Origin of the sequence: Janthinobacterium lyxosi (assembly GCF_051380665.1) — a bacterium.
In the GTDB taxonomy this organism is placed as follows: Bacteria; Pseudomonadota; Gammaproteobacteria; order Burkholderiales; family Burkholderiaceae_D; genus Janthinobacterium.
The window spans coordinates 1-22,206 of record NZ_JBNYXM010000049.1; the positions used below are offsets into that span (position 1 = coordinate 1).

Sequence of the window (22,206 nt, forward strand, 5' to 3'; positions counted from 1 at the left end):
GAGAAAAATATCGATCCATCGTGACCGCACCGACTACAATTTAGCCGCGTAACATCATTGAATGCGCAGCGGTCACGATAGACCGGAATCAGCGGTCACGTTGACCGGAATACGCACTGAGGCGTTGCTTTCATTCGCCCACGCTTATGTGGCGCAAAAAAGAAGAGCGTATCAACGCTCTATCCGTCTCGGTTAGTCCTAGTAATGGACGTGCAGGGTATTTGTAGGCCGGCCCTTTCTTGGTAACGCGTTCTTGCCGGCCATACTGATGGACATGCGCCACCCGTGCCACCCAGCCAAAGAAGCCGACTTGGATCTGGTCGCCGGTCACCTTCACCTTCAGGTATTTTGCGGTGGGAATCTTGGCGAACATGGTCGCTTTTTTCGCTTGATGCGTCCATTCTTTCCTTTAAGCTCCTTGCGCCGCTTGCGCGCCGGATACGCGGTCCCGTCCGGTCCCTGCTGTGCCTTGATGCGCTGCGCCTGATTGCGGCGCAGGTCGATTGCCACCTTGTGATTGATGGCGCGGCGCTGGGCCGGCTGCAGCTTGGCCAGCAGCGCGCCGGCCCAGGCTTCCAGCGCGTGCAGGTCGTCGCTCATGGCGTCGCCTCGGGCGTGCGCCATTCGGTCAGCAGGGTGTCGCCGTCGTACAGCTTCCAGAACTCGTCCGCGTAGGCAGGCATGTGCTGTATCTCGGCCAGGTGCTTGATGTCCAGGCGGCCCGCTTCGCCGGTCTTGACGGTCACGCACTCGGTCAGGTCCAGCTTGATCGAAATATCGACCGTTTCATGGTTGTTAAAATCGACTTCGAAGGCGATGCCGTGCTTGCGCCGCTCTTCATTGGCCAGCAGGTCGAGCTGATGGACTTTCAGCCAGGCGATCAGGGCCACCATGATGGCGTCGGCGTCGCCCGCGTAGTCGGTGACGATCAGGTTAAGCTTGAAGCGGTATTCGAAGGAGAGGGAGGCGGTGGCACTCGCCACCACGTTGCCCTGGTGGCGCATGGCTGCTGCCATTACTGCGACGAGGCGCTGGCGCCCACACTGCTGTTCTGCAATGTGGACTGCCGCGACGATTACGAGAAAGAGCAAGCGGCCAAGGCCCGCGCCGGCCGCACAGGATGACCGCCACGCCGTGATAGCCGGCAGGGCGGGGCCGCGACAGCCCAGCCGCGCCAGCGCGCCACAGCCACCGCACAAGCCGCCCACGAGGCGGCTTTTTCACGTCCTGGCTATTGATGATGCTATGGAAGCAAGAAAAAAGCCCATTTCGGCCCGGCGCGCGCTGTTGTCCCCCCCTCCACACCTGCCCGCTAGTCAGGGCTCTTTTGACTCAAATTTGCGCCATGGCCGAAGGCGCATGAGGACTGGTGCGGCGGGGCGAAGAGGGGGCACGCGATTTGACGCATTTTGACGCACTTTGAGCGATTTTTTGTGCGACTGGTGCAATGGCGTGCAAATGTTGGTGTTTGCACGCTGGTGGGGCTGTATTGCAGTCTCTTGGTACATGCATTAATCAATACTGGCTAGCCGCTGAGCGAGTCCGCCTCGGATTGGTTTTTCTAAATACCCGGTAGATTCTTTGATGTGGACTTTACAACTTCGGCTGGCGCGAAAAGCGCAAAGCTTTCGATAGCAGGATATCCACCGTATAGCCAGCACCAGTTTCATGCACAAGCCAAAGCACTCCATCTTTTTCAATCACCCACGCATCGACAATCAAAGTATCAAATGGTTTAGCCATATCCTTTATGTCGATCTTTACCCGGCCTGCCCGTTCATCTATCGTTCGTAAAACCCTGTTAGTTCGACGCGTAAACTCGATGAAATAGGTGGAAATTATTATATTATCCACAATGGTTCCTGTCCAATTTTTAATAAAATTACCAAATAAATAATTTCCTTAAAAATAAATGAAGAGAAATAATAAATTCCCTACGGAAATAAATAATTATCATAGAAAACATATATTTCACATGTCAAGTTATATTTGATATCAAAGGGAATTTTAATATGGAAACATATTTAAGAAATTGGATCAAGCCTGCTCCGATAGAAATTTAATATGGAACTTTAATTAAATTTCCTTAATGAAATATGTGTTTTCAAAATACAATAGAAGATTGCAATTCAGGAAATAATATGCCAACTAGTGGCTCTTTATGATAGCAAAATAATTCATAGAATAAATTTCTTCTCGGAATGTATTGATTCAAATCAACTTAAAGGACGCACGTCCGCATAAATGTGTTGTGCCTGCTAATCTTGACATTCAATTTCTACCAAAAGTGGGACTAGATTAGTGACGGATAGTAATGACAATTTCTTGGTGGGAAAATTTCTCTGTGTCGATAATCTGGCATTTGAAAAACTCTATATAAAATACAGATCAAAGGTAAAACATATCGTCGCTCTAATGCTTTGTGATCCGCATGATATCGAAGATGTTATTCAAATTGTTTTTATAAAAGCATTTCAAGAAATTATGCCATCTCGGGGTAATTTGAATTTTACTTCTTGGCTATTTATCATTGCCACCGATAGCGCAAGAAAATTTCATGACGAAAAATATGGGGAAAATATACGGTTTCTCGACGCCATGGAATTGTATAAGGCATCACATGAAACAAATAACATAAATTATTCAGATAATCCCGAAGAGAAATATATTGCAATGCAGACCAATCAAAAAATTGAACGTGCATTTATGGCCTTGCCCGCCACCTTGCGGCTAACTTTTTGTCTTCGTGAAATAGAATGCTTGAGCTACGAGGAAATATCTAAGAAAATAGCTCGCCCGATAGGCACGGTACGCAGCCGTATCTATAGGGCACGCGAAGAAATGTGGAAGGAAATAAACAAATCAAGCTGATAGCGCGGAGGATATCGACATGGCGCCAGAACAAAGAAATTCGTGCCCGACCTTAGATGTCACCCAGAGGAAACCACATGTTAATCACTTCAAATACAGTAATGGATCACGAAGGCTCCACTTCACATACAAGAAGCGATATTCTGACTGCTCAGAAAATAGATGTGGGAATCATCTTTCAAGCGATGCTCGGTACAATTAGTGCGGCAGAGTATCTTAGGAGGAGCGGGGTTCCGTTGGAGATAGCCCTCCGCGTACTCACCATTTCTCATAGAAAAACCCCGACGTCGCCACTATTGATAGGTGATCCAAAGCTACCCCAAGTGACGACCAATGCGCAGAAGTTAGGTGATATAACTAACGTGGATGCTTTGACCGTATTGAAGTCCTAAGCAGACTGCTGCTGGTTGCCGGGGATATGGTACGTGGTTTTTGGTGGAACAAGTATCATGGAGTGAGTTCTTGGACACAAAGCGCAGGGCATCCCGTGCGACAAGCGTTGGCGCAGGCGCCTGTCCAGAAAAACTACGTTTATTGGAGGCACTTGTCCGCACGGGGGGGCGCGTGCATCTCGGCACAACGATCACGCCAAGCCGACCTTAAGATGACTGTCGTCAACTGTTCACCAAGCAGTAAGATAAGCATGTCGACGAAAGTGTTTAGCAAACTGGCACTGGCTGCACTGGATTCCGTGATCACTTGCCCTTCAAGACATGCTCGTAGCTTTTCAAATTCGAATTCGGCTGCTTGAAAGGCATGCCCTGGCATCATCCAAGGGAAAGTCTTCCCGGTGGTGTAAACGCTGCGCAAAAATAGGGTGTGAAATCCAACTTCGCCAATGGTCGAGTTGAGCGTCGAAGCTAGCATCTTCCATAGATCGATGCTGGTGTTTACCACTGCGTCGGGGCGCTGTGTAATCACCAGTTGAATCGTCTGATGCAGAGAATGGGCGATGGAGGCCATAGATTCCTATGAAGACTCAGGGGTCAGGACTCTGACAATAGCCAACGAGTTATTCCTGAGTGTCGATCTCAGTATAGGACATCGGCACACGAATTTCACACAATGACAGGTCAGTCGCAATTATTGCTGGCTTGTGGCGAAGGAATGCAAGTCGACACGACTGTCATGCAGCGCGTCGGCGGTCTCGCCGTTGTAATAACGCTCGGCCACGATGCGGCAATCGACCATGGCGACCATGGCGCGCAGGTCTGGATGCTCGTCGTGATCGTTGCTGGCCAGCACCGCCTCGTACGCTCTTGCCGAGTTGGCGCTACCGTTGCCGATTCAGCTGTCCGGGCTGCGGTGGGCCTTGCGCCCCCCGATCAACAGCAAATCTTGGGCGCCATCCTGCGTCAGTTCGATGATATCGCCGGTCTCGGGGGACACCAGGCTGGTTTTGCCGGTCGGCACCAGGCGGGTGGCGCCGATGTCCGGCATCACCATCGTCCAGTCCTTGCCGTCGAAGCGCAGTTCGTAGCGGTTGGCGAAACGGCCCTCGAAGCTGTCGAGCTGGTAGATGCCGACGTGGCGTGTGGCCGTTGCCAGGTCCAGCGGCGCCGTCTGGGCCAGGCGAGGTTTGAAGTCCGGCCAGTCGTAGGCAGACGCCACCGCCTTGACGATCTCGCCGCCAAGATAGCTGCCGTTGTCGCCGTCGGTCATTACTACTACGCCGTTGCCGCTGTCGAGATACATTGCGTAGGCGCTCTTGAAGCCGGTGTTGCCGCCGGCATGCATGAAGCGTTTGTGCTCGCCATCGCCGAGCACGAAGAAGCCCTGCGCATAATTGTTCAGCGCCGGCGTCAGCAGATCGCGCGCCTCGGTGGCGCTCAGAAAGGCCGTGCCGATTTTCCACGACCGCTGGACACCGATGGCGAAGCGCGCCAGGTCGCTGGCCGTGGTCCACAGACCGGCGGCCGCCAGTTCGGGATAGACGAAGGCCCCACCTTCGACTTCGCTGCCGTCGGCGTAGTGGCCGCGCGCGCGGTTGTGTTCTGCCGCCGGCAATGGCTGCGCGAATGTGCTGCGCCGCATCTGCAGCGGCTGCAGTACTTGCTGGCGCATCAACTCCGCAAAAGGCGTGCGCAGACATTGCTGCATGGCGACTTGGGCGATGGTGTAGCCGCCGCCGGAATACGCATGGGCGGCGCCCGGGATGGTCTGGATGGCGACCGCCTGCGTGAGCGACGGCGGCTCGCCCTTGATTACCTGAAGGTCCGTAGGGATCGCCTGCGACGGTGGATAGCCGGGGAAGCCGGACACGGTCGCCCCTGCGGTGTGGTTGAGCAAATTGCGCAAGGTCACCGGATGCTCGGGGCTTTGCTGTCCGGCGGGCAGGGTCCACGGCCGCAGGCAGGCGTCTACCGGACTATCGAGCTGGAGCTTGTTGCTGCCCGCCAGCCGCTGCGCCAGCGCGCCGGTCACGCCCTTGCTGATGGACGCGGCCTGATACAGCGTGTCGGTGTCGGCCGCAGGTGCGGACGGTTGCCGGTAGACGCCGGCCCAAGCGATCTTGCCGTTGCGGATGACCGCCACGCTGACGCTGGAGACCTTATAGCGGCGCAGGCGCTGCTGGATATCGAAGGTCTGCGCCGGCTCGCCTGCGATGTCCACCCGCTGCCGCAGCCCGCCGGCGATACGCCCGGCTATATCGGACTCGCCCGCGTGGGCGGGTCCGCTACATGCCGCCACCCCCAGTAAGGCTCCCAGGCGTAGCGCGCGGCCTGAAGCATGGACTGGCAATAGCCATAGACGAATGCGCATAAGTTTCCCTTTCATTAATTGGATGGGCTAATCTTATCGAGCGTTGCCCGAGGCTCCCTGGATTTGCGACGAACGGTGGAAAGTTTGGGCTAGGCTGTTTGTTTTCACCAAAACCTCTACGCGGCGCAGCATTGCCAACAAAAACAGCGGGGTTAGTGTCGACAAAAGCGGGGAGCAGCAGCCGGGGTCAGGGCAGCAGACTGCCATGTTGCTCACCCTGGATCTAATGGTAGGGGGGGGGCACAACCAATATCGCCGATCATCCGGTCAACCGGGTCGACGACTTCCTGCCCTGGAACTGCGCCGCGCAGCTCCCTCGGCTTAAAAAACATGCCGCTTCCCAGTGGTGTGATGCCATCATCTGCCAAATCAACGCCAGGCTCAAGACGGCGCTGACTTTACGCTTACCTTGATGTCGTCGCGCCTGGGGGGCGTGTGCGCAAAGAATTTTTGTTCCGATGTTCATTCGTAGGTAGCAAAGTAGGTACGAATGTTATTTGGCTTGTAGAAGCCGCATAAAGCTTAGTCATTCGCATTGCACCGCTTCCGCCAGAAAATAAAGAAACCGCCTTCGGGCGATTTTTTATTGCTTGTCGGAAGCGAGCAGGGCGCCTTCGCGCCCCGTGTGTGAGATTCGATGGGTTGCCTACAGGCCCAGCCCGCCCCGAAACCTCCAATTAGCTATCAACTGAGTCAGCTTCTACGACGGCTAACGCATCAGTTTGTGTACAAATGGCAGACCCTCGCGCCCGCACTGTGCTTTCTGTTTTGGGTTCTGAAAAATTCCTCCATGTGTACCTTGCCTATCTAGAAGTACTGTGTAAAAATACAGTATCAACATTCAAAAAGGACACCTGATGATCAAAGGCAGTTGCTGCTGTGGCTCAGTAAAGTTTGAATTGGCATCACCCCCAAGCATGATGGGCATGTGTCACTGTTCTCGTTGTCGGAAGGCTGGAGCGAGTGCCTTGGCCTTCGTTGATAAAAATTCATTTACCTTGCTGGAGGGGCGAGAATTTATTCAACGATATGAGCCAGAGCCTCCCTTTAAATATGCAAGAACTTTTTGCAAAAACTGTGGAACTTCTTTGGGCGAAATTGGTTCAGAGAATGATTCATTTCCAATATCAGTTAACTGCTTGGATGGTGACCCTGAGGTAAGAATACAATTTCATGTTTATGTTGGCTCCAAGCCTGCATGGTATGAAATTTGTGATAATGCAAAACAGTTTCAAGAAAGTCCAGCATAATAAAGAAAGCCAGTCATTTGACTGGCTTTTTTATCGCACTCTTGACATTCCGAAGAACTTCAATGTTCGTTTTCCGGAAGGATTGACCCTCGCAGATTGATCCTCCCGTCATACATACCCTTGCGAACGCCGCAATCCTGTCGTAAAACCCCTCGAATCCCAGTTCCTTCAATTCCTCATGCGTGTCCCTGCTTGGCGTCATCATGCATGGGATGTCGATACACAAAGGCTTTTTTGTACCGATATTCGTGTGTAGGTATTTTAGTGGCTATGCCTTCGCGTCGGTTGCAATCATTGCTATACCGGAAAATGTTTGCGCTTCATGCTCAAGTCCCTTCGCAAAGAAATTATTGGCCAAAAACTCGCGTCCGGAACCGTTTGGTGCCGCCAATGCAGATCAGCACGAAACTAGATAACTAACATTTATTAGTAATCCGATTGATGAGGAAATCGTGCACCACCTCCATGAATAAAATAGGAGAATCTTTGTATACCTCGTGCCCTGCATAAGGGATGTTCAAGAAGGCAGAACCTTCTATTTGATCTCGTAGTTCAGCGCTGCACTTTAGAGAGCAAATATGATCTTCGTCACCACGCACCAGCAACGTTTGTGCCGTGATCTGTTTGATCAGATTGCCAGGATAAGCACTGTGGTTGATATTTGTCCAGAGCGATACAACTGATTTGATCAACGCATCAAAATCTGGCTCTGGATTGTTCTCTCTGTAGTAGGAGACTGCGTCGGGGAACATTGTCTCCCAGAAATCAGCTGTCACGCCACTTAACATGGGAAGGACCGGGTCGTCCGCCTCCATTTGACTTTGAGCCGCCACCGCCACAAGACCCTTAATCCGTGAAGGGGTTTCAGCTGCCATGCGCAAGGCAGTGATGCCACCGTCACTAAAGCCCAGTATGGAAAAACAATCGATGCTCAAGTGCGCGACAATAGCTTCAACATCTGCTTGATATTGCTGATAGGTCAGTCGAGATTTCCCGAGCGTCGACTTGCCATGTCCACGAAAATCAATGCCAATCAATCTAAATTCACTTGCAAGTTGTCCGACAATACCATTGAAGTCTGTGAGGTTGCCTAAGCCGCCATGCAGCAAAAGCAATGGACTCCCTATCGGATTACCTATGATTTCAAAGTATATTTCAGCATCATCAACTGATAAGTACTGACCTGAAGAATGAGTAAAAACAGCCATGGTGAATTTATCCTTGTACTATTTCAGCTTTTAATTCGCCGATCATACATGGGGTGACTGTCAGTTTTTGTCAGTATCTGATTTATTTTTATTATTTCGTCATCAGTAGCTTGAACGGCATTACCGCCGTCGGGCGGTTTTTTATTACCTGGCGGAAGCGAGCAGGGCGGCGCCTTGCGTGTGAGATTCGAAGGGCTGGGCATACCGGCCCAGCCCGCCTCGAATTCTTTCCCTGCTGCCGTTAGACGGCAGATTCGCGCTGAGGGCGCGCGTTCGTGGTTCTAATCAGTTTTTCGACTGAGCCAGCTTTCACGGCGCCCAACGCATCAGTCCGTGTGCAAAATGGCAGGCCTGAACCTCGCGCCCTGAATGTGACTCTTAGATTTCTGTGTCCCACGCTTAGCTAAAAATCATCGATGATTTGAAATAACACCACTCATGTATTGATTTAAATCGCGAAAATCCTTAATTCCCCAAGAGTGCAGCGATAGCTTAATACCATTCTCTCGCAAAGTTTTTGGGATTAAGTCGCCATTTGGACGAAGTATGATTGATGATATAATAACACCCGGATAATATTTTAGTCGTTTTTTGAAAGCGGATGTTGTAAGATCAGGTGTGGGAGGGTTGCTTTTATTAGCCAATGGTCCTGTTTCTTTGATATCTATTCCGTGGAACATGGCACATCTCTGTATATAGAGATTTTTCCCGTTGACATTATCCGCGAAGGCTGGTGATGTTTGAATTAGCGATAGAATTCCTAGCAAGGCGATGAATGATATTTTCATGTGATCTTGTGGTGTCAGTAAAATTTTAATCCATTATTATATGTGCCGTTGTCCGGTTACACTGGCCTAGTGATTTTAGTTGCAAAATTGTGGTGCCATTGGTAAGGACTTGGCCCTCGTGGAGCATGGGTAATTGTATCGATCATGACCCGGATATGATCATTTATGCGCCATCGGCCCCTTATCGATTGGTACGAACACTTCCCATTTCTTTTGTGTCGTGGGATTTACGGTCTGGTCGCAACTGACAGCAACATTTTGTCCAGACAGGCCATGACTTTTCGGAACCCATTTCACATGCAAAGATACCGCGCATCTGGCAACCAGAATCTTCCGGTTCGGCTTCATGGCCTGCCACCTTGTTCCATTTTTCAGATTCTCTGCAGCAATGAACTTTACAGCTGCATCCCTTATCTCAAACAATCCATGTATGTCACCTCGTGTCCGATCTTCGTCAAGAGTGCTAGCGAGTGCCGATGAGATGCCGGCAACAAGAAAAAAGGAGCTAACAAGGGGGGCGTACACGCGTTTATTCAATCGTAACAGTCGCAACATATTTACAATCCTTGCCAAGTTTGCTCTTTATCAGATAAGTTTCAGCGCGCCTGCTTGCGTGACCTGGCCGCCTCGGTCTTGAGGAGCGTTAAATGCGGGCATGCATTTTGTCTATGGCGCGGCTGGAGCTTCACGCCATACCAGTTCCTGCCCGCATGACGGAACCGCTTATTGCGCCATTACCTGGCATGTGCGGGTTGGCGAGTTCCCCGCCATGACAAGGTCAAGCTTCTTCATCCCGTTTAAATACGAATTGTTGGCGGCTAATGCCTTGCGTGACAAAGTCTGCATCCGGCGGTATCGTTTCCCAGAAAAATTCCCGTTTAAAAATTGGGATTTTGTTGAATTTTCGCGAACGAAATATCCATCTGTTTTTCGTGAAGTCGCTGTAGCGGTCGCCTTTGAACTGCTTGTGCACGGTGGTGAAAGGAAGCAATCTTTCCGCAATGTCCGGGAAAGAATAACCGGGATGGTCGTCCTTGAATTTTTCAAAAATGGCGAATTGATCTCTGCAGATAACTTGGATGGCAGTTTCTGGGAAACGATAGCGCGGGGACCAAAGGACATTCCAGCCTGATTCGATTTCATTGATGAAATTTACCAGGCGAGGCGTCATGATATAGGCGTCCGACTCGATATGGATTATTTTGTCCACGCCTAATTCATTTGCCACCTTGACCGAGTGGAGAAAGCTGCGCCACCAGCCCGGGTAGTCGGCCCCGCTTTGTCGTCCAAGATTGTTGTCGAAGCGAATGATGAGGTTTTTATCGCCATTCGAAGCCAGCGGAACGCTATGGGAAACTGTATTGATGATTTCGGCAGGTGGAATAAATGGCGACCCATCATCAATCATTATCTTCTTTACTGCATTGATTGGAATGTTTTCGTAGTAATCGAGCCACCGTTGATAGCGGCTTTCCCATGATGGGGCATCTTTTATAAAGCTGGTGCAGAATATAATGGCTTTCATTTGCTAAGCACATTCCTTGTATTTAAAAAATTCAGGTTATTCATGGTCTAATTATTAAAGTTTTCAACTATTTTAACAGATAGGAGGCGGTTTAATAACTGAACGGACCGGCCGGCGATGTGACCGCTGGCATCATGGAGCCTCTGGCGCGCGCTCCTGCCGCCTTCACGCGATGACCGCCGACGAGGCAGGCAGTTGGCGGCGTTTCTCGCTCGCGACACAGGCGCTCAAGCATCGGCGCAAAGGCGAGACGGGGATCCGCACTTTTCACTTATGCCGTATCGTCCACATGCCTGGATCATCGCTGGTTATGCTATGTGCATAGCAGGGATTTCCCCTGCGCGATCTCCTTACTCCCGTGAACCAATGAAAAATATCACTGTCGAATATCGTCATAACTTTCCTCTTGATCCCTTGGATGTTGTTCGTGTCTTCGATCAATCTGGCATCAAGCGCCCGACTGATAATCTCCCGAGAATCGCGCGCATGTTTGCCGCGCCTTGCCTTTTGCTGTCGGCATGGGTAGATGGTGAGCTTGTGGGGCTGGCCCGGTCGCTGACCGACTTTGCGTATTGCTGTTATCTCTCGGACCTGGCGGTAGACAAGCAATACCAGGGCCTGGGTATCGGCAAAGAGCTGGTCAGGCGCACCCAGGCCATCATCGGCGACGAAGTGTCCTTGATATTGCTCTCCGCCCCCGATGCCATGTCCTACTATCCGACGCTCGGTTTTGAACTGGCCGGCAATGCATACGTCGTTCGGCGCAAACATTGAGTGAGCGTTTTCAAGCACTCCTGCGCCTGATGAAACCCGTCTACACCCTCGCCGAAGCGCTGGCACAAGACCCCAGTCGCATCGCCAAGACCCAATCCCTCACCCTCGACAGCGCCAGGGTACTGTGTTTTGCCGCCACACCACCTATCTGCATAGAATTGACCCCGGACAAATTGCTCATTGGAATTCGTTTGACCTGCGCCCGCGCCAGGTCTACAGTCGTCGAAGAGACCTCAACCGACTCTGTCGCCCACTCCATGGCCAAGCCTTTTCCATTAAACCCCAAGAACCCTGAACGCATTTGCTGGGGCTGCGACAAGTATTGTCCGCCGGATGCCATGCGCTGCGGAAATGGTTCCGAGCGCACGCAGCATCCCATCGAGCTGTTTGGGGAAGGCTGGAATGACTGGGGGCTGGCGGCCGCCGATAAAGAAGAGGCGGAGAAAAAACCTTAGCGGCGACAGCAAGCGAACGGCGCAACAACATACAATCCCTCATCGCGTCCGAGCTGAGGAGTCACCATGCCCAACCCCCTGTCCCGCTGGCTGGCAAGCAGCGCCGGCGATTGCCAATTCGTCGAGCATCCGGCTGTGCACACTATCGCCGAAGCGCTCATCCACGTGCCTGCCATGCCCGGCCTGATGGTGAAAAACCTGTTCGTGCGCGACGAAAAGGGTCGCCGGCATTTTCTCGTCATCGTGCCTTCCGACAAGCGTATCGACCTGGCGGCGCTGGGGCGCTTGCTGCCGGCGAGTAAGTTGAGCATGGCCTCGCCCGAGCGCCTGCTGCAGCACCTGGGTATCGCGCCCGGCTCCGTCAGCCTGTTTGCGCTGATCCACGACAGCGCGCAGGCGGTGGAACTGGTGTTGGACCAGGCCGTATGGGAAGCTGATTCTATGCAAGCCCATCCGCTGCGCAACACGGCCACGGTGGCGCTGCCGCATGCCACCTTACTCAGTTTCCTTGCGCACACGGGGCACGTGCCCCGCATCGTGACGGTACCGGCGATTCAATAAGCCAATTTCAATGCCCGGCCACGGGTGCCGCACCGCTGCGCCGTCCCGGCCTGAAGCCGTGCGCGCTGGCCGACCAGGCAACCAGGAATGCCAGCAGGAGCAAAGCGACCATGGCCCACGGGAAGGCGCCCGCGCCCCAGGTTTCCAGCAAGGTGCCACCTACCACGCCCGCGGCTGCAATGGCGCCATTCCACGCCACCACATTCATCGACAGGGCCACGTCGGCGCCGCTGCCGGCCGTGTCGGCCAGCGCCGTTTGCAAGAGCGTTGCCGCGCCGCCAAAGCTCAGGCCCCAGACGGCCATGCCCAGGTAGATGACGGCAGGCAAGTGCGCCGCGACGCCCAGTACGAGTGCCGTCAGGGCGAAAGTAGCCAAGCTGGCCAGCACGGTGGCGCGCAGATGGCGCTCGACCAGCTTGCCCGTGATCCAGATGCCGGCCATGGCGGCAGCGCCGAAGACAAGCAGAACCAGGTCGATGCGCCCCGTCAATCCGGCAGGGGCCACGAACGGAGCGATGTAGGTGTAGAGAATGTTGTGCGCCAGCATCCAGGCGATGACGACGGCCAGCACGGGGCGCACGCCCGGTGTCGTGAAGACGCGGCGCAGGGGCAGGCGCTCATGGACGGACTGGCCCGGGTAGTCCGGCACCTTCGCCAGCACCCAGGCGATGAGCACCAGGGTCAGGGCGGAAATGATCCAGAACGTGGCGCGCCACCCTACGAGCGAGCCGAGCAAGGTGCCCAGCGGCACGCCCAGGGACAGGGCGACGGGCGCACCCACCATGGCCAGCGCCAGGGCGCGGCCTTGCTGGTGGGGCGCCGCCATGCGCCGCGCGTAGCCGGCCAGCAAGCTCCACGCCAATCCGGCCGCCATGCCGGCAAAGAAGCGGGCAGCCAGGGTCAGCCAGTAGTGGGACGACAGGGCAGTGACGGTATTGAACACGAGAAAGCCGATGATGGTCAGCAGCAGCACGTTGCGGCGGCGCCAGCCGCGCGTGGCGATGGTGAGCGGGATGGCCGCCAGCAAGGAGCCGAGCGCATAGGCCGTGACCATTTGCCCGGCCAGCGCGGCGCTGATGCCGAGGCCGGCGCTAATCTGCGGCAACAAGCCGGCGGGCAAGGTTTCCGTGACGATACAGATAAAACCCGTCATGGCCAGGGCCAGCAGGCCGGCGATGGGGAGGCGGTCGGCCAGCGCGGGGCTGGCTCCGGTAGTGACAGTGGCGTGATTCACGGCAAACATCCTTGTAAAGAGATCGGGCGCAGGAGTGCCCCCGAGCGTCGTGGCGGTACATATGTATCGATCGGTATAAATATAGGCGATGGCGTGGCCCGTTGTCAATGACTTCTGTATCGAGTAGTATGTAAGTGGATGAAACGGAGGGATGGATGGCGCAAATGGGACGGCCGCGCACGTTCGACCGGCAGGCAGCGGTCGAGCAGGCCATGTTTTTATTCTGGCAACAAGGATATGAATCGACGTCCTTGAGCCAGCTCAAGGCGAGCCTGGGCGGCGGCATTTCCGCGCCCAGCTTTTATGCGGCGTTCGGCTCGAAAGAAGCGCTGTTCCGCGAGGCGGCGCAATGCTATCTGGATACCTTTGCGCGCGTGACGGAATGCCTGTGGGACGATGGCCTGGCGCCGCGCGCGGCCATCGAGCTGGCATTGCGCCAGTCGGCCAGCATGCAGTCCGAGCCGGGGCATCCACCCGGCTGCATGGTGGCGCTCGGCTGCATGAGCGCGCCGACTGCCGAACATGCGGCCGTGGCAGCGCCTCTGACCGCTTCGCGCGCGCGTACGCGCGCCGGCTTCGTGCACTGTGTCGAGCGGGGCATGGCCAGCGGTGAATTGCCCGTTGGTATGGATGCAGCGGCGCTGGCAGCCGTCTTCGACAGCTTTTTATCGGGCGTGTCGATCCAGGCCCGCGATGGCGTTGGCTACGCCGTGTTTGACGCGGCCATTACGCAGATCCTGCGCGTGTGGGATGCCAACCGCGTGCCTGGCTAGACGCTAGGCCGTAAAGTGAAACTCCAGCACGTCGTCGCCATACTTGTCCGTCTCTCCCATCGCGGTCCAGCCCAGGTAGCGGTAAAAGCCGTAGGAACGCGAGGCGGGGTCGCTGGAGCAGCCCAGGAACAGCCGCGCATGGCCCAGCGCGCGCAGTTCCGTCATCACCAATTCCAGCAAGGTCTTGCCGATGCCTAAGCCTTCGAATTTCGGCAGCAGCGCCAGGACGATGATTTCGCCCGTGTCGCGCTCGCCAAAGCAATAGCCGACCAGCTGGCCGTCGTGATGGCAGACCTGGCCGGGCAAGCTGCCTGAGCGCATCATCTCGGCCCAGGACTCGGCTGTAATGCCCACTTCCGCCAGGCGCTCCGCGGAAATGGCGTTTTGCCGCGTCTTGCCGCGCAATGCGATGAAGGCCGGGGTGTCTTCCGCCTTGGCGGCATGGAAAGTAATCGATGCTGGATGTGTCGTCATGTGTTGTATGTATTCGATGGTGTCGGATCAATGGTGAGTAGAACTTGGATAAAGCTCATTCCCAGGGTTTGCGCATGGTTTGCGCAAGGCGCTGCCAGTCAACTACTTTGGTATTCTCGATTGCTTGCTGGCCGGGATTGTCGCCATCGATGATTTCATCCTTGACGATGATCAAGTCCTGCTTGTCATTCAAGCGGTATTCCCGGTAGCGCTCGCAATCCTGTTCGCGCCGCGCGATGGCGATTAAGGTATTTTTCCGCCAGGCATAGCTGTCTTCATAAAAGCATTGCGCCGCGCAGCCGCAATTGGCGATGCCGCCTTCGATTCTTTGATTGGCTATGCTGATATCCAGATTCGGAATGGCTGATAATGGCTTGTTGAAACTGTAGTGCTTCGCTTGCGCATCCCACAGCCACACATCGGAACAGCGGACGCGTCCCTGGCTATCCGTGTAACCGGTCACCCACAGGTCGGCATGGCCGTCGAAATTCATGTCCAGCAGCAGCGCGTGCAAATTGCCCGTGCCGCTGCTGCTGCAACTGCCACGGATCCACTGCTTCCCGATTTTCAGCTGGTAGGTCTGCTTTTCATCGTGATTCGCATAACGGATATCGGCCGCCTGCCGCACTTTGCCTGTCGCGGCTTTGTCCAGATGCAGCGTGCCGCCATAAGCCGAGGTGGAAATCAGGGATAAAAGCAGAGCAATCAATTTCATGACGATATTCTTGGTCGGACATTGGGGCACAATGCTTCGATTGCATCAGGCGGAGAATGATCATACTGCATGAATCAAGCAATGCGCCACACCGTTCCTATCGTATATTCTGCGTGGAACAGTGCTGGGTACAATGCCACAAAATCCCCGAATAAGGAATCTTCGTGACGGTCTCCAGCGCATCTTTTAATGAAGCGGGCATCCTCGCTTATAACGACAGTCATCACGCCGAAGCATTCAAGCAATTCGACGCGGCCGCGTGCACGGGCGATCCTGCCGGCCAGCCTGTATTACCAGGGGCATGGCGTCGAGCAAAATTTACCGAAGGCGGTGGAACTGTTCACGGCCGCCGCGCAGGCGGGCTTTCCGCCGTCGCTGGCCAACCTGGCCCTGATGTATGCAAGCGGCGATGGCGTGGTGCAAGACATGGCGCAATCGCTCGCGTAGGATCGCCATGCCGGCCGAGGCGGGCAGCGCGCAATCGGTCAAGAACCGCGACCAGTTGCTGGAAATCCTCACGCCGTCACAGCAGCAAGCGGCGCGCGCTGGCGGCCGAATATGCGGCGCAGTACGGCGTCAATTCCCACTAAGCGGTTGTTGGTGGGATTTTGCCGGCAGCTTGGTCAGCACGCCGGCCGCATCGAGTTCATAGCTGTCGAAATCGCGCGCCAAAAACAGTTCACCCGAGTAATGCAGCCGCGCTTCCGCTTCCAGCTCGGCCATGCCGTCCGCATTGTGATAGCGGGCGCTGAAGTGGGTGAGGATCAGGTTCGGCAAGCGGACCGCTGCGGCGAACTGCGCCACGCGCTGCACGGAACTGTGCGTGGGGCCGGGCCCCACTTTCTGCAGCATCGCTTCCGTGTAGGTGGCTTCATGCACGAGCAATTGCGCACCGGCACAGGCGTCCGCCAGCAACGATGGCGTGTCGTTGTCGCCGCCGATCACCACCGTGGCGCGCTGCGTTTCCACTTGGCGGAAAGCGGCGGCGTGCAATACCGTGCCATCGTCGAGCAGCGCATCCTGGCCAGCCTGCAAGAGTCCCCACGCGGGGCCGGGTGGCGCGCCGGCGGCCTGCAGGGCCGCCTTGTCCAGCTTCCATCTGCTCGTTTCCAGCGCGAAACGATAACCGACGCTGGGTGCGCGGTGCGACAGCGCATGGCGCGAGATAGCCAAGCCCGCTTCTTGATGCACGACTTGCGCGCTGTCCACGTCGATGTGGATCAACGGATACGTCAAGAACAGTTCCGTGTGCAGCAGGGTCGCGTCGATCCAGGCCTTGATGGGGGCCGGGGCAATCAGCAGCAAGGGTTTCTTGCGCCCCGTCATGGAGGCGCTGGCCAGCAAGCCCGGCAGTCCGTAGCTGTGGTCGCCATGCACGTGGGTGATGCAGATGCCCACCAGGTCGTGCACGGATAAAGGCAGGCGCTGCAGCCGGTGCTGTGTGGCTTCACCGCAATCGATCATCCACCAGTCGCGGTTGTGCGTGGTTTGCAAGGCCAGCGACGTGACGTTGCGGTGGCGCGTGGGCACGCCGGAAGACGTGCCGAGAAAAGTCAGTTTGAACATGCCCGCATTATGCGGCAGCCTTGCCCGCTTGCCAACGCTGTTGGCCTCAGCCTGCCAATGGCGCGCTCAATTTGTCCTTGTAGATGCGCCCGTTCTTCATGATCAGCAGCAGGCTTTCTTCCGGCCGGGCCAAAAAATCGAGGTTTTTCGTAGGGGCGCCATCTGCCACCAGCAAGTCGGCCAGGGCGCCTGCTGCCAGCTTGCCCAGGGTGCCCGGGTAGGGCGAGCGCTGGCCGGACAGGGCCAGCAATTCGCCATTCTGCCCCGTCGCCTGCGCCAGCAAGGTCAAGGGATCGTAAAAGCGCGTGAGTTTGGCCAGTTGCCGACCCTGCGTGGGCGTGTTTTTTGCGTTGAACAGGATATCCGTTCCCCAGCCCGTTTTGATGCCGTACTTTTGCGCCAGCGCATACGCCTTCACCGTGCCTTCCGAGACAATGGCCTGGCTGGCCTTGCGCGCCGCATCGGGATACACATTCGCATCCGCGTCTTGCAGGAAAGGCTGCAGGCTCCACCATGTGCCCGTGTCGCGCATCATGCGCACGGTATCGTCATCGGCCAGCTGGCCATGCTCGATGCTGCGCACGCCCGCGCGGATGGCCCGCTGTATGCCTTTCGGCGTGTAGACGTGGGTCATCACATAGGTGCCCCAGTCGGCCGCCGCTTCCACGCCGGCGCGCAGTTCGCGTTCCGAATACTGCGTGCTGTCGAGCGGGTCGTACATCGACGCGACGCCGCCGCCGGCCATCATCTTGATTTGCGTCGCGCCCAGCATCAATTGCTCGCGCACGCGGCGCAGCACTTCCGCCTCGCCATCGGCGATCATGGCCATGCCCGCCGTTTCCGCCATGCTCAGCGGCGCATTGGCTGCACGCGGGATGTCCGAACGCAGGCGGAAGTCGCCGTGGCCCGAGGTTTGCGAAATCATGGCGCCCGACGGAAAGATACGGGGGCCGTCGACGATGCCTTCATCGATGGCGCGTTTTAATGCAAACGCGGGGCCGCCCGCATCGCGCACGGAGGTAAAGCCCCGCAGCAAGGTGCGCTGTGCTTCCTGCGCCGCCACCAGATATAAATAGCCGACGTCGGACGTCATGGCCGTCACCTGGTTGATGGCGGCCAGCATGGTGTGCCAGTGGGCGTCGATCAGGCCAGGCATCACCAGCTTGCCCTGGCAATCGATCACTTGCGCGCCTTCCACCTTCTCGCCGGCCGGCAGCAGGGCGGTAATTGTCGGGCCCGTCACCAGCACGTGGATGCCGGAGCGGGGCGCCTTGCCCGTGCCATCGAACAGGCGCAGATTGGTCAGCAGCACGGGCCGCTGCTGCGTTTGCGGCTGCTGGGCGATGGCGTTGCCGGCGGACAGGCCGAGGCCGATGAACGGCGTCAGCATGGCGGCCGTGCCACCGAGAAATTGCCGGCGCCGCATGTCGGCCATCACCCGCTGGTGCAGGATGGTGAAAACGGTGCCGCCGCAATCGCAGGCGCGCGGTTTCAAGCCGCCCGTTTGCCACGTATCCATCAGATGCTGCTCTTGTGCCAGGGCCATCGTCGCCATCCTTCCATTGCTGCCGCGCCAGGAGAGTGGCAGCCGGCAAAGTTGATAATTAGAAACCATTGCCATTGAAAGCCACCGGCCATGGCAAGTCAAGCGTGCACTTGCTTTACGGAAAAGAATGTAGGATCGGGTTGCCATACGGTAAGCTCGCCCTGTATTTCCTCCGTCAGGGCGGCGGTGCTACGCCCCCGTGTAGTCGACAAAGCCGTCGCGGCGGCAAAAGCTGGCCAGCTGCATGCCGGCCTGGCGTGCGATGCGGATGGCCAGCGAGGCGGGCGTCATGTTTGTCGGTTTTTGCCGCGATATCACGGTGACCATGGACATGCTGCGGCAAATGTATGGCGTAGGCTATGATGGCGTCAGCAAAACGGACAGGCTGCCGGATTTTGCATCGACGCGTTGCTGACAATGGGCATCTCGCCGGAGGATCCAGGCTAAGGGCCGCCCTAGCAGTTCCCGCTTATTATTTTACAAGGAGTTTTCCATGCGTATTCGTCCCGCCACATTGCTGTCCACCCTGATACTGGGCAGCGTCGTCTTCAGCGCCTCCGCTTTTGCCGTCGGCCTGGGTTTCCTGGCCGATACGCCGATGGCCTACCTGAACAAGAACGACAAGCCCGTCTTTGTGAAAGCCGTCACCGACGTGCTCAATGACAAGACGGATGGCGAAACCGTGCAATGGAGCAATGAAGGCTTGCGCAATTCCGTGCGCATCGCCGCCGAGATCACGGTCAGCGACACGCAAAAGACGGATGCGCAAACCTGCCGCAAGGTGCAGGTGGGCTTGAGCGCCAAGGGCCAGGAACAGACCCTGAAGCTGAAAGTGTGCAAGGCTGGCAGCGCTGCGTGGAAAGTGGCAAAGAGCTGATAGTCCGTGCTTGTCCTTGCCGGTTCTCCACCGGCAAGGCGACGACTTTCTCATAAGTAAGTGTTGCAGCGGTTAGAATCACGCTTTACCCTCACTTTTACCATCTGCATGCAGCAAAGTCGCCTCTTGTTTTTCCGCCTGGTTGGCCAGTTTCGCCGCTATGGCGCCATCGTTGCCGCCACTTTGCTGGCCGTGGGCGTGGCGTCCGCCACCGATGTGTTGTTAATCCGCCAGTTGCAAAACGTCGTCGACGCCATGCGCACGACGGCCAGCGCACAGGTGGCGCCCGCGTCCGGCGTGATGGGCATGCTGCAGGGCTGGGTCGACCGTTTCCTGCCGGCACAGGCAGGACAGGTGGACTTGTGGGTCATCCCCGCCACCATCCTGGGACTGGCCGTGCTGCGCATGGTCTCCAGTTTTGCCGGCGATTACGGTTCCGTATGGCTATCGAGCCGGGTGCAGGCCGATTTGCGCGAAAAAATGTTCGCCACCATCATGCGCCTGCCCAGTCGCTTTTTCGATACCACCACCACCAGTTTGACGCAGTCGCGCGTGGCCTTCGACGCCAGCCAGGTGTCGCAGGCGGGCTTGAATGTGCTCAATGTGATGGTGCGCGATTCCGTCGCCACCATCGGCTACCTGATCCTGCTGTTCAGCATCGACGTGAAACTGGCCCTGTTCTGCATGGCTTCGATGCCCATCGTGGCCATCGTCGTGACCCTGGCGGGACGCCGCATGCGCCACTTGAGCAAGAGTTCGCAGCAAGCCGTGGGCGAGCTGACGTCCGTGCTGGACGAAAGCATCGGCGGCCAGCGCGTGGTGAAAATTTTCGGCGGGCAAGATTATGAACAGGCGCGCTTCGTCGACGTGGTCAAGCGCAACCGCCAGCTGGCCGTCAAGCACGCGGCTACGTCGGCCATGAATTCCGGCTTCATCATGATGCTCGTCGGCATTACCCTGTCGTCCGTTATTTACTTTGCCATGCTGCGCGCGCAAAGCGGCGCCATCACGCCGGGCGCCTTCGTCGCCTTCATGGGCGCGCTGATGGCGATGCAGTCGCCGATCAAGAATTTGACCAAGATCAACGAGCCGCTGCAGCGGGGTCTGGCGGCGGCCGAATCCGTCTTCGGCTTGATCGACACGCCGCTGGAACGGGACCGTGGCAGCATCGCCCCGGCCACGGTGCAGGGCAATCTGTCCTTGCAAAACGTCCACTTCCGCTACAACAGCGACGATCCCGATGCGCCCACGGCCTTGAGCGATATCACGCTCGACATCCGCGCCGGCGAAACGGTGGCCCTGGTGGGCGGCTCCGGCGGTGGCAAGACGACCTTGCTGGGCTTGCTGCCGCGCTTCTACGACGTCAGCGGCGGCCAGATCCTGCTCGACGGCGTCGACGTGCGCGACTACGCCTTGCTGGCCCTGCGGCGCCAGTTCGCCCTCGTCAGCCAGGATGTGATTTTGTTCAACGACACCATGGCGGCGAATATCGCGTACGGCGACCCGGCCCCGGACCAGGACCGCATCGAAGCGTCGGCGCGCGCCGCGTATGCGCATGACTTCATCATGCAGTTGCCGCAAGGCTACGAGACGCAGGCGGGGCAGAACGGTTCACGCCTGTCGGGCGGGCAACGCCAGCGCCTGGCCATTGCCCGCGCCCTGTACAAGGATGCGCCCATCCTGCTGCTGGACGAAGCGACCAGCGCGCTGGACACGGAGTCGGAGCGACAGGTGCAGGCGGCGCTGGAAGTGCTGATGCGCAACCGCACCACCATCGTCATCGCCCACAGGTTATCCACCATCGAAAGCGCCGACCGCATCGTCGTCATGCAGGGCGGGCGCCTGGTGGAATCGGGCAGCCATGCTGCCTTGCTGCAGCAGGGCGGCGCGTATGCGCGCCTGCATGCGAGCCAGTTGTCGCCCGGGAAGGAAAGCATGGCCTGAGATGCCGCGCCGCATGCGGTGCGGTGAAAACCAGAAACAAAAGGGCGCCCATGTGGCGTAATGCCGTTCACTTAAGCGAAAAAGCACCATTTTCCGAATAGGATTTGGTGCTTTTTTCATGTGGTACTCCTGCCTAAATCACTCGCTTTTTAGTCCTCAATAAGGACAAAAAACCTTAACTGAGCGGCAATACCCGCCAACGGGGCTTTTTTTATTGTGCGCCAAGCATGGGCGCAATCTTGTGGGTGCAAGTCCCGCCGTAAGCTGACCACAACGAACGAAGTGAAGTGTAACTGCAGAAGGGCGACCGACCGTTGGGAGGAAGCGTGGATCGAAAATGCGAGCAGATGGACAAGAAGCGGATACAAGGCGGTGCCGATCAGGGCGCGCGGGCAATGAACCGCAAAGCTCTTGTGGTCAAAGATCAGGCGGTGTAATCAGGCGGTTGTGCAGGGACGGATTGCGTTCTTACCTGGGAGATCTCGTCTCATGCCTGAAAGGGCAACAGCGTAAGCCGGAACGAGAAGTCAGCAGAGGCCGTAGTAGTCGGTGGCTGGGCCGGGGGGCCGAAATTGCCGACAAAGGGCCGAAGGAGCGGAAGGGTGAGTCTACCGGACCATCTGAGATGGATATGCTTCAGATGCCCGTATACGGGGCTCGTCACACAACGTGTCAAAGGTGAAGCCTGAAGCGCGGTGACAGCGAAGAACCAAATCGGCCGGGTCGGGACCAGACGAATCTAGGCGTCATGTTCGGGTAGAGGTATGAGGTACCCTGACTTTTTCGGACACTCTTGTTTGGTAAACTTCACCAACTGGAGAACTTATGAAACGCTCAACAACATACACGCCAGAGCTTCGAGAAGAAGCAGTAAAGCTGGTC

At 56.6% G+C, this 22,206-nt stretch carries 27 protein-coding genes and 1 pseudogene; 11 read left to right on the plus strand and 17 right to left on the minus strand.

Annotated features, from left to right (window positions below; translation table 11 throughout):
• Positions 1–130 precede the first annotated feature (130 nt).
• The 4 genes from ACQ4WP_RS27570 to ACQ4WP_RS27585 all read right to left on the minus strand — a co-directional run bounded on the left by ACQ4WP_RS27570 (position 131) and on the right by ACQ4WP_RS27585 (position 1,854).
• Positions 131–373, minus strand: a complete 243-nt coding sequence (locus tag ACQ4WP_RS27570) for a phage virion morphogenesis protein (RefSeq protein ID WP_436526257.1) — start codon at positions 371–373, stop codon at positions 131–133.
• Positions 340–600, minus strand: coding sequence for a phage virion morphogenesis protein (locus ACQ4WP_RS27575; protein ID WP_436526259.1), 261 nt, complete (start codon positions 598–600; stop codon positions 340–342). Before ACQ4WP_RS27575 ends, ACQ4WP_RS27570 begins: the two co-directional genes overlap by 34 nt.
• Complete coding sequence (locus tag ACQ4WP_RS27580; protein ID WP_436526261.1) at positions 597–1,004, minus strand: phage tail protein; 408 nt, start codon at positions 1,002–1,004, stop codon at positions 597–599. Before ACQ4WP_RS27580 ends, ACQ4WP_RS27575 begins: the two co-directional genes overlap by 4 nt.
• A gap of 589 nt (positions 1,005–1,593) precedes the next feature.
• Complete coding sequence (locus ACQ4WP_RS27585) at positions 1,594–1,854, minus strand: hypothetical protein (protein ID WP_436526263.1); 261 nt, start codon at positions 1,852–1,854, stop codon at positions 1,594–1,596.
• A gap of 447 nt (positions 1,855–2,301) precedes the next feature.
• Here ACQ4WP_RS27585 and ACQ4WP_RS27590 point away from each other — a divergent pair, with 447 nt between their 5' ends.
• Together ACQ4WP_RS27590 and ACQ4WP_RS27595 are read left to right on the plus strand one after the other, a co-directional pair.
• On the plus strand, positions 2,302–2,871 hold the full coding sequence (locus ACQ4WP_RS27590) for a sigma-70 family RNA polymerase sigma factor (RefSeq protein WP_436526265.1): 570 nt from the start codon (positions 2,302–2,304) through the stop codon (positions 2,869–2,871).
• Between the two features lie 77 nt (positions 2,872–2,948).
• A complete protein-coding gene (locus ACQ4WP_RS27595; protein ID WP_436526267.1) occupies positions 2,949–3,263 on the plus strand; it encodes a hypothetical protein in 315 nt (104 codons plus the stop codon).
• Positions 3,264–3,402: 139 nt separating this feature from the next.
• Here the strand turns inward: ACQ4WP_RS27595 and ACQ4WP_RS27600 are convergent, their stop codons facing one another.
• From ACQ4WP_RS27600 to ACQ4WP_RS27610, 3 genes are all read right to left on the minus strand, one after another.
• Positions 3,403–3,834: a hypothetical protein gene (locus ACQ4WP_RS27600; protein WP_436526269.1), complete on the minus strand. Its 432-nt coding sequence runs from the start codon at positions 3,832–3,834 to the stop codon at positions 3,403–3,405.
• 120 nt (positions 3,835–3,954) lie between these two features.
• On the minus strand, positions 3,955–4,116 hold the full coding sequence (locus ACQ4WP_RS27605) for a hypothetical protein (protein WP_436526271.1): 162 nt from the start codon (positions 4,114–4,116) through the stop codon (positions 3,955–3,957).
• Positions 4,117–4,158: 42 nt separating this feature from the next.
• On the minus strand, positions 4,159–5,634 hold the full coding sequence (locus ACQ4WP_RS27610) for a serine hydrolase domain-containing protein (protein WP_436526273.1): 1,476 nt from the start codon (positions 5,632–5,634) through the stop codon (positions 4,159–4,161).
• Positions 5,635–6,491: 857 nt separating this feature from the next.
• On the opposite strand from ACQ4WP_RS27610, the gene ACQ4WP_RS27615 reads away from it, so the two are divergent.
• The gene (locus ACQ4WP_RS27615) at positions 6,492–6,884 is read left to right on the plus strand and encodes a GFA family protein (protein ID WP_436526275.1); all 393 of its coding nucleotides are present in this window, start codon (positions 6,492–6,494) and stop codon (positions 6,882–6,884) included.
• Between the two features lie 416 nt (positions 6,885–7,300).
• On the opposite strand, the gene ACQ4WP_RS27620 is transcribed toward ACQ4WP_RS27615, so the two are convergent.
• From ACQ4WP_RS27620 to ACQ4WP_RS27635, 4 genes are all read right to left on the minus strand, one after another.
• Positions 7,301–8,092: an alpha/beta fold hydrolase gene (locus ACQ4WP_RS27620; RefSeq protein ID WP_436526277.1), complete on the minus strand. Its 792-nt coding sequence runs from the start codon at positions 8,090–8,092 to the stop codon at positions 7,301–7,303.
• A 410-nt stretch (positions 8,093–8,502) separates the two neighbouring features.
• Entirely contained in the window at positions 8,503–8,880 is a 378-nt protein-coding gene (locus tag ACQ4WP_RS27625; RefSeq protein ID WP_436526279.1) for a cytochrome c, read from the minus strand.
• A 159-nt stretch (positions 8,881–9,039) separates the two neighbouring features.
• Positions 9,040–9,435 (minus strand): hypothetical protein, encoded by a 396-nt coding sequence (locus ACQ4WP_RS27630; RefSeq protein ID WP_436526281.1) that lies wholly within the window; start codon positions 9,433–9,435, stop codon positions 9,040–9,042.
• 223 nt (positions 9,436–9,658) lie between these two features.
• The gene (locus tag ACQ4WP_RS27635; RefSeq protein WP_436526283.1) at positions 9,659–10,405 is read right to left on the minus strand and encodes a hypothetical protein; all 747 of its coding nucleotides are present in this window, start codon (positions 10,403–10,405) and stop codon (positions 9,659–9,661) included.
• 366 nt (positions 10,406–10,771) lie between these two features.
• Here ACQ4WP_RS27635 and ACQ4WP_RS27640 point away from each other — a divergent pair, with 366 nt between their 5' ends.
• From ACQ4WP_RS27640 to ACQ4WP_RS27650, 3 genes are all read left to right on the plus strand, one after another.
• Positions 10,772–11,179, plus strand: coding sequence for a GNAT family N-acetyltransferase (locus ACQ4WP_RS27640; RefSeq protein WP_436526284.1), 408 nt, complete (start codon positions 10,772–10,774; stop codon positions 11,177–11,179).
• 257 nt (positions 11,180–11,436) lie between these two features.
• Entirely contained in the window at positions 11,437–11,634 is a 198-nt protein-coding gene (locus tag ACQ4WP_RS27645; protein ID WP_034786630.1) for a DUF3079 domain-containing protein, read from the plus strand.
• Between the two features lie 66 nt (positions 11,635–11,700).
• Complete coding sequence (locus tag ACQ4WP_RS27650; RefSeq protein WP_436526285.1) at positions 11,701–12,195, plus strand: prolyl-tRNA synthetase associated domain-containing protein; 495 nt, start codon at positions 11,701–11,703, stop codon at positions 12,193–12,195.
• Between the two features lie 7 nt (positions 12,196–12,202).
• Here the strand turns inward: ACQ4WP_RS27650 and ACQ4WP_RS27655 are convergent, their stop codons facing one another.
• Positions 12,203–13,348 (minus strand): MFS transporter, encoded by a 1,146-nt coding sequence (locus tag ACQ4WP_RS27655; RefSeq protein WP_436526304.1) that lies wholly within the window; start codon positions 13,346–13,348, stop codon positions 12,203–12,205.
• A gap of 236 nt (positions 13,349–13,584) precedes the next feature.
• On the opposite strand from ACQ4WP_RS27655, the gene ACQ4WP_RS27660 reads away from it, so the two are divergent.
• On the plus strand, positions 13,585–14,202 hold the full coding sequence (locus ACQ4WP_RS27660; protein WP_436526287.1) for a TetR/AcrR family transcriptional regulator: 618 nt from the start codon (positions 13,585–13,587) through the stop codon (positions 14,200–14,202).
• Between the two features lie 3 nt (positions 14,203–14,205).
• Here ACQ4WP_RS27660 and ACQ4WP_RS27665 read toward each other — a convergent pair whose 3' ends face one another.
• Positions 14,206–14,676, minus strand: a complete 471-nt coding sequence (locus ACQ4WP_RS27665; RefSeq protein WP_436526289.1) for a GNAT family N-acetyltransferase — start codon at positions 14,674–14,676, stop codon at positions 14,206–14,208.
• A gap of 55 nt (positions 14,677–14,731) precedes the next feature.
• A complete protein-coding gene (locus tag ACQ4WP_RS27670) occupies positions 14,732–15,391 on the minus strand; it encodes an XAC2610-related protein (protein WP_436526291.1) in 660 nt (219 codons plus the stop codon).
• A gap of 189 nt (positions 15,392–15,580) precedes the next feature.
• On the opposite strand from ACQ4WP_RS27670, the gene ACQ4WP_RS27675 reads away from it, so the two are divergent.
• Entirely contained in the window at positions 15,581–15,838 is a 258-nt protein-coding gene (locus ACQ4WP_RS27675) for a tetratricopeptide repeat protein (protein WP_436526293.1), read from the plus strand.
• Between the two features lie 129 nt (positions 15,839–15,967).
• On the opposite strand, the gene ACQ4WP_RS27680 is transcribed toward ACQ4WP_RS27675, so the two are convergent.
• The 3 genes and pseudogenes from ACQ4WP_RS27680 to ACQ4WP_RS27690 form a co-directional block, all read right to left on the minus strand.
• Complete coding sequence (locus ACQ4WP_RS27680; protein ID WP_436526295.1) at positions 15,968–16,957, minus strand: ribonuclease Z; 990 nt, start codon at positions 16,955–16,957, stop codon at positions 15,968–15,970.
• Between the two features lie 46 nt (positions 16,958–17,003).
• Positions 17,004–18,503, minus strand: coding sequence for a metal-dependent hydrolase family protein (locus ACQ4WP_RS27685; RefSeq protein WP_436526297.1), 1,500 nt, complete (start codon positions 18,501–18,503; stop codon positions 17,004–17,006).
• A gap of 189 nt (positions 18,504–18,692) precedes the next feature.
• Positions 18,693–18,800 (minus strand): annotated as a pseudogene (locus tag ACQ4WP_RS27690) (formate dehydrogenase accessory sulfurtransferase FdhD); the annotation flags it as partial.
• Positions 18,801–18,834: 34 nt separating this feature from the next.
• On the opposite strand from ACQ4WP_RS27690, the gene ACQ4WP_RS27695 reads away from it, so the two are divergent.
• The 3 genes from ACQ4WP_RS27695 (at position 18,835) to msbA (ending at position 21,324) form a co-directional block, all read left to right on the plus strand.
• Positions 18,835–18,918 (plus strand): hypothetical protein, encoded by an 84-nt coding sequence (locus tag ACQ4WP_RS27695; protein WP_436526306.1) that lies wholly within the window; start codon positions 18,835–18,837, stop codon positions 18,916–18,918.
• A 78-nt stretch (positions 18,919–18,996) separates the two neighbouring features.
• On the plus strand, positions 18,997–19,380 hold the full coding sequence (locus ACQ4WP_RS27700; RefSeq protein ID WP_436526299.1) for a hypothetical protein: 384 nt from the start codon (positions 18,997–18,999) through the stop codon (positions 19,378–19,380).
• 108 nt (positions 19,381–19,488) lie between these two features.
• A complete protein-coding gene (msbA, locus tag ACQ4WP_RS27705) occupies positions 19,489–21,324 on the plus strand; it encodes a lipid A export permease/ATP-binding protein MsbA (RefSeq protein ID WP_436526301.1) in 1,836 nt (611 codons plus the stop codon).
• Positions 21,325–22,206: the final 882 nt, after the last annotated feature.

What these genes read in the sequence shown, in the direction of transcription:
- ACQ4WP_RS27570 (WP_436526257.1), bottom strand. Translation starts at nt 373, where the DNA reads ATGTTCGCCAAGATTCCCACCGCAAAATACCTGAAGGTGAAGGTGACC.
- ACQ4WP_RS27580 (WP_436526261.1), bottom strand. Translation starts at nt 1,004, where the DNA reads ATGCGCCACCAGGGCAACGTGGTGGCGAGTGCCACCGCCTCCCTCTCC.
- ACQ4WP_RS27655 (WP_436526304.1), bottom strand. Translation starts at nt 13,348, where the DNA reads ATGACGGGTTTTATCTGTATCGTCACGGAAACCTTGCCCGCCGGCTTG.
- ACQ4WP_RS27620 (WP_436526277.1), bottom strand. Translation starts at nt 8,092, where the DNA reads ATGGCTGTTTTTACTCATTCTTCAGGTCAGTACTTATCAGTTGATGAT.
- ACQ4WP_RS27685 (WP_436526297.1), bottom strand. Translation starts at nt 18,503, where the DNA reads ATGGCCCTGGCACAAGAGCAGCATCTGATGGATACGTGGCAAACGGGC.
- ACQ4WP_RS27595 (WP_436526267.1), top strand. Translation starts at nt 2,949, where the DNA reads ATGTTAATCACTTCAAATACAGTAATGGATCACGAAGGCTCCACTTCA.
- ACQ4WP_RS27610 (WP_436526273.1), bottom strand. Translation starts at nt 5,634, where the DNA reads ATGCGCATTCGTCTATGGCTATTGCCAGTCCATGCTTCAGGCCGCGCG.
- ACQ4WP_RS27660 (WP_436526287.1), top strand. Translation starts at nt 13,585, where the DNA reads ATGGCGCAAATGGGACGGCCGCGCACGTTCGACCGGCAGGCAGCGGTC.
- ACQ4WP_RS27665 (WP_436526289.1), bottom strand. Translation starts at nt 14,676, where the DNA reads ATGACGACACATCCAGCATCGATTACTTTCCATGCCGCCAAGGCGGAA.
- ACQ4WP_RS27680 (WP_436526295.1), bottom strand. Translation starts at nt 16,957, where the DNA reads ATGTTCAAACTGACTTTTCTCGGCACGTCTTCCGGCGTGCCCACGCGC.
- ACQ4WP_RS27575 (WP_436526259.1), bottom strand. Translation starts at nt 600, where the DNA reads ATGAGCGACGACCTGCACGCGCTGGAAGCCTGGGCCGGCGCGCTGCTG.
- ACQ4WP_RS27695 (WP_436526306.1), top strand. Translation starts at nt 18,835, where the DNA reads ATGCTGCGGCAAATGTATGGCGTAGGCTATGATGGCGTCAGCAAAACG.
- ACQ4WP_RS27630 (WP_436526281.1), bottom strand. Translation starts at nt 9,435, where the DNA reads ATGTTGCGACTGTTACGATTGAATAAACGCGTGTACGCCCCCCTTGTT.
- ACQ4WP_RS27670 (WP_436526291.1), bottom strand. Translation starts at nt 15,391, where the DNA reads ATGAAATTGATTGCTCTGCTTTTATCCCTGATTTCCACCTCGGCTTAT.
- ACQ4WP_RS27700 (WP_436526299.1), top strand. Translation starts at nt 18,997, where the DNA reads ATGCGTATTCGTCCCGCCACATTGCTGTCCACCCTGATACTGGGCAGC.
- ACQ4WP_RS27650 (WP_436526285.1), top strand. Translation starts at nt 11,701, where the DNA reads ATGCCCAACCCCCTGTCCCGCTGGCTGGCAAGCAGCGCCGGCGATTGC.
- ACQ4WP_RS27600 (WP_436526269.1), bottom strand. Translation starts at nt 3,834, where the DNA reads ATGGCCTCCATCGCCCATTCTCTGCATCAGACGATTCAACTGGTGATT.
- ACQ4WP_RS27675 (WP_436526293.1), top strand. Translation starts at nt 15,581, where the DNA reads ATGAAGCGGGCATCCTCGCTTATAACGACAGTCATCACGCCGAAGCAT.
- ACQ4WP_RS27640 (WP_436526284.1), top strand. Translation starts at nt 10,772, where the DNA reads ATGAAAAATATCACTGTCGAATATCGTCATAACTTTCCTCTTGATCCC.
- msbA (WP_436526301.1), top strand. Translation starts at nt 19,489, where the DNA reads ATGCAGCAAAGTCGCCTCTTGTTTTTCCGCCTGGTTGGCCAGTTTCGC.
- ACQ4WP_RS27645 (WP_034786630.1), top strand. Translation starts at nt 11,437, where the DNA reads ATGGCCAAGCCTTTTCCATTAAACCCCAAGAACCCTGAACGCATTTGC.
- ACQ4WP_RS27615 (WP_436526275.1), top strand. Translation starts at nt 6,492, where the DNA reads ATGATCAAAGGCAGTTGCTGCTGTGGCTCAGTAAAGTTTGAATTGGCA.
- ACQ4WP_RS27625 (WP_436526279.1), bottom strand. Translation starts at nt 8,880, where the DNA reads ATGAAAATATCATTCATCGCCTTGCTAGGAATTCTATCGCTAATTCAA.
- ACQ4WP_RS27635 (WP_436526283.1), bottom strand. Translation starts at nt 10,405, where the DNA reads ATGAAAGCCATTATATTCTGCACCAGCTTTATAAAAGATGCCCCATCA.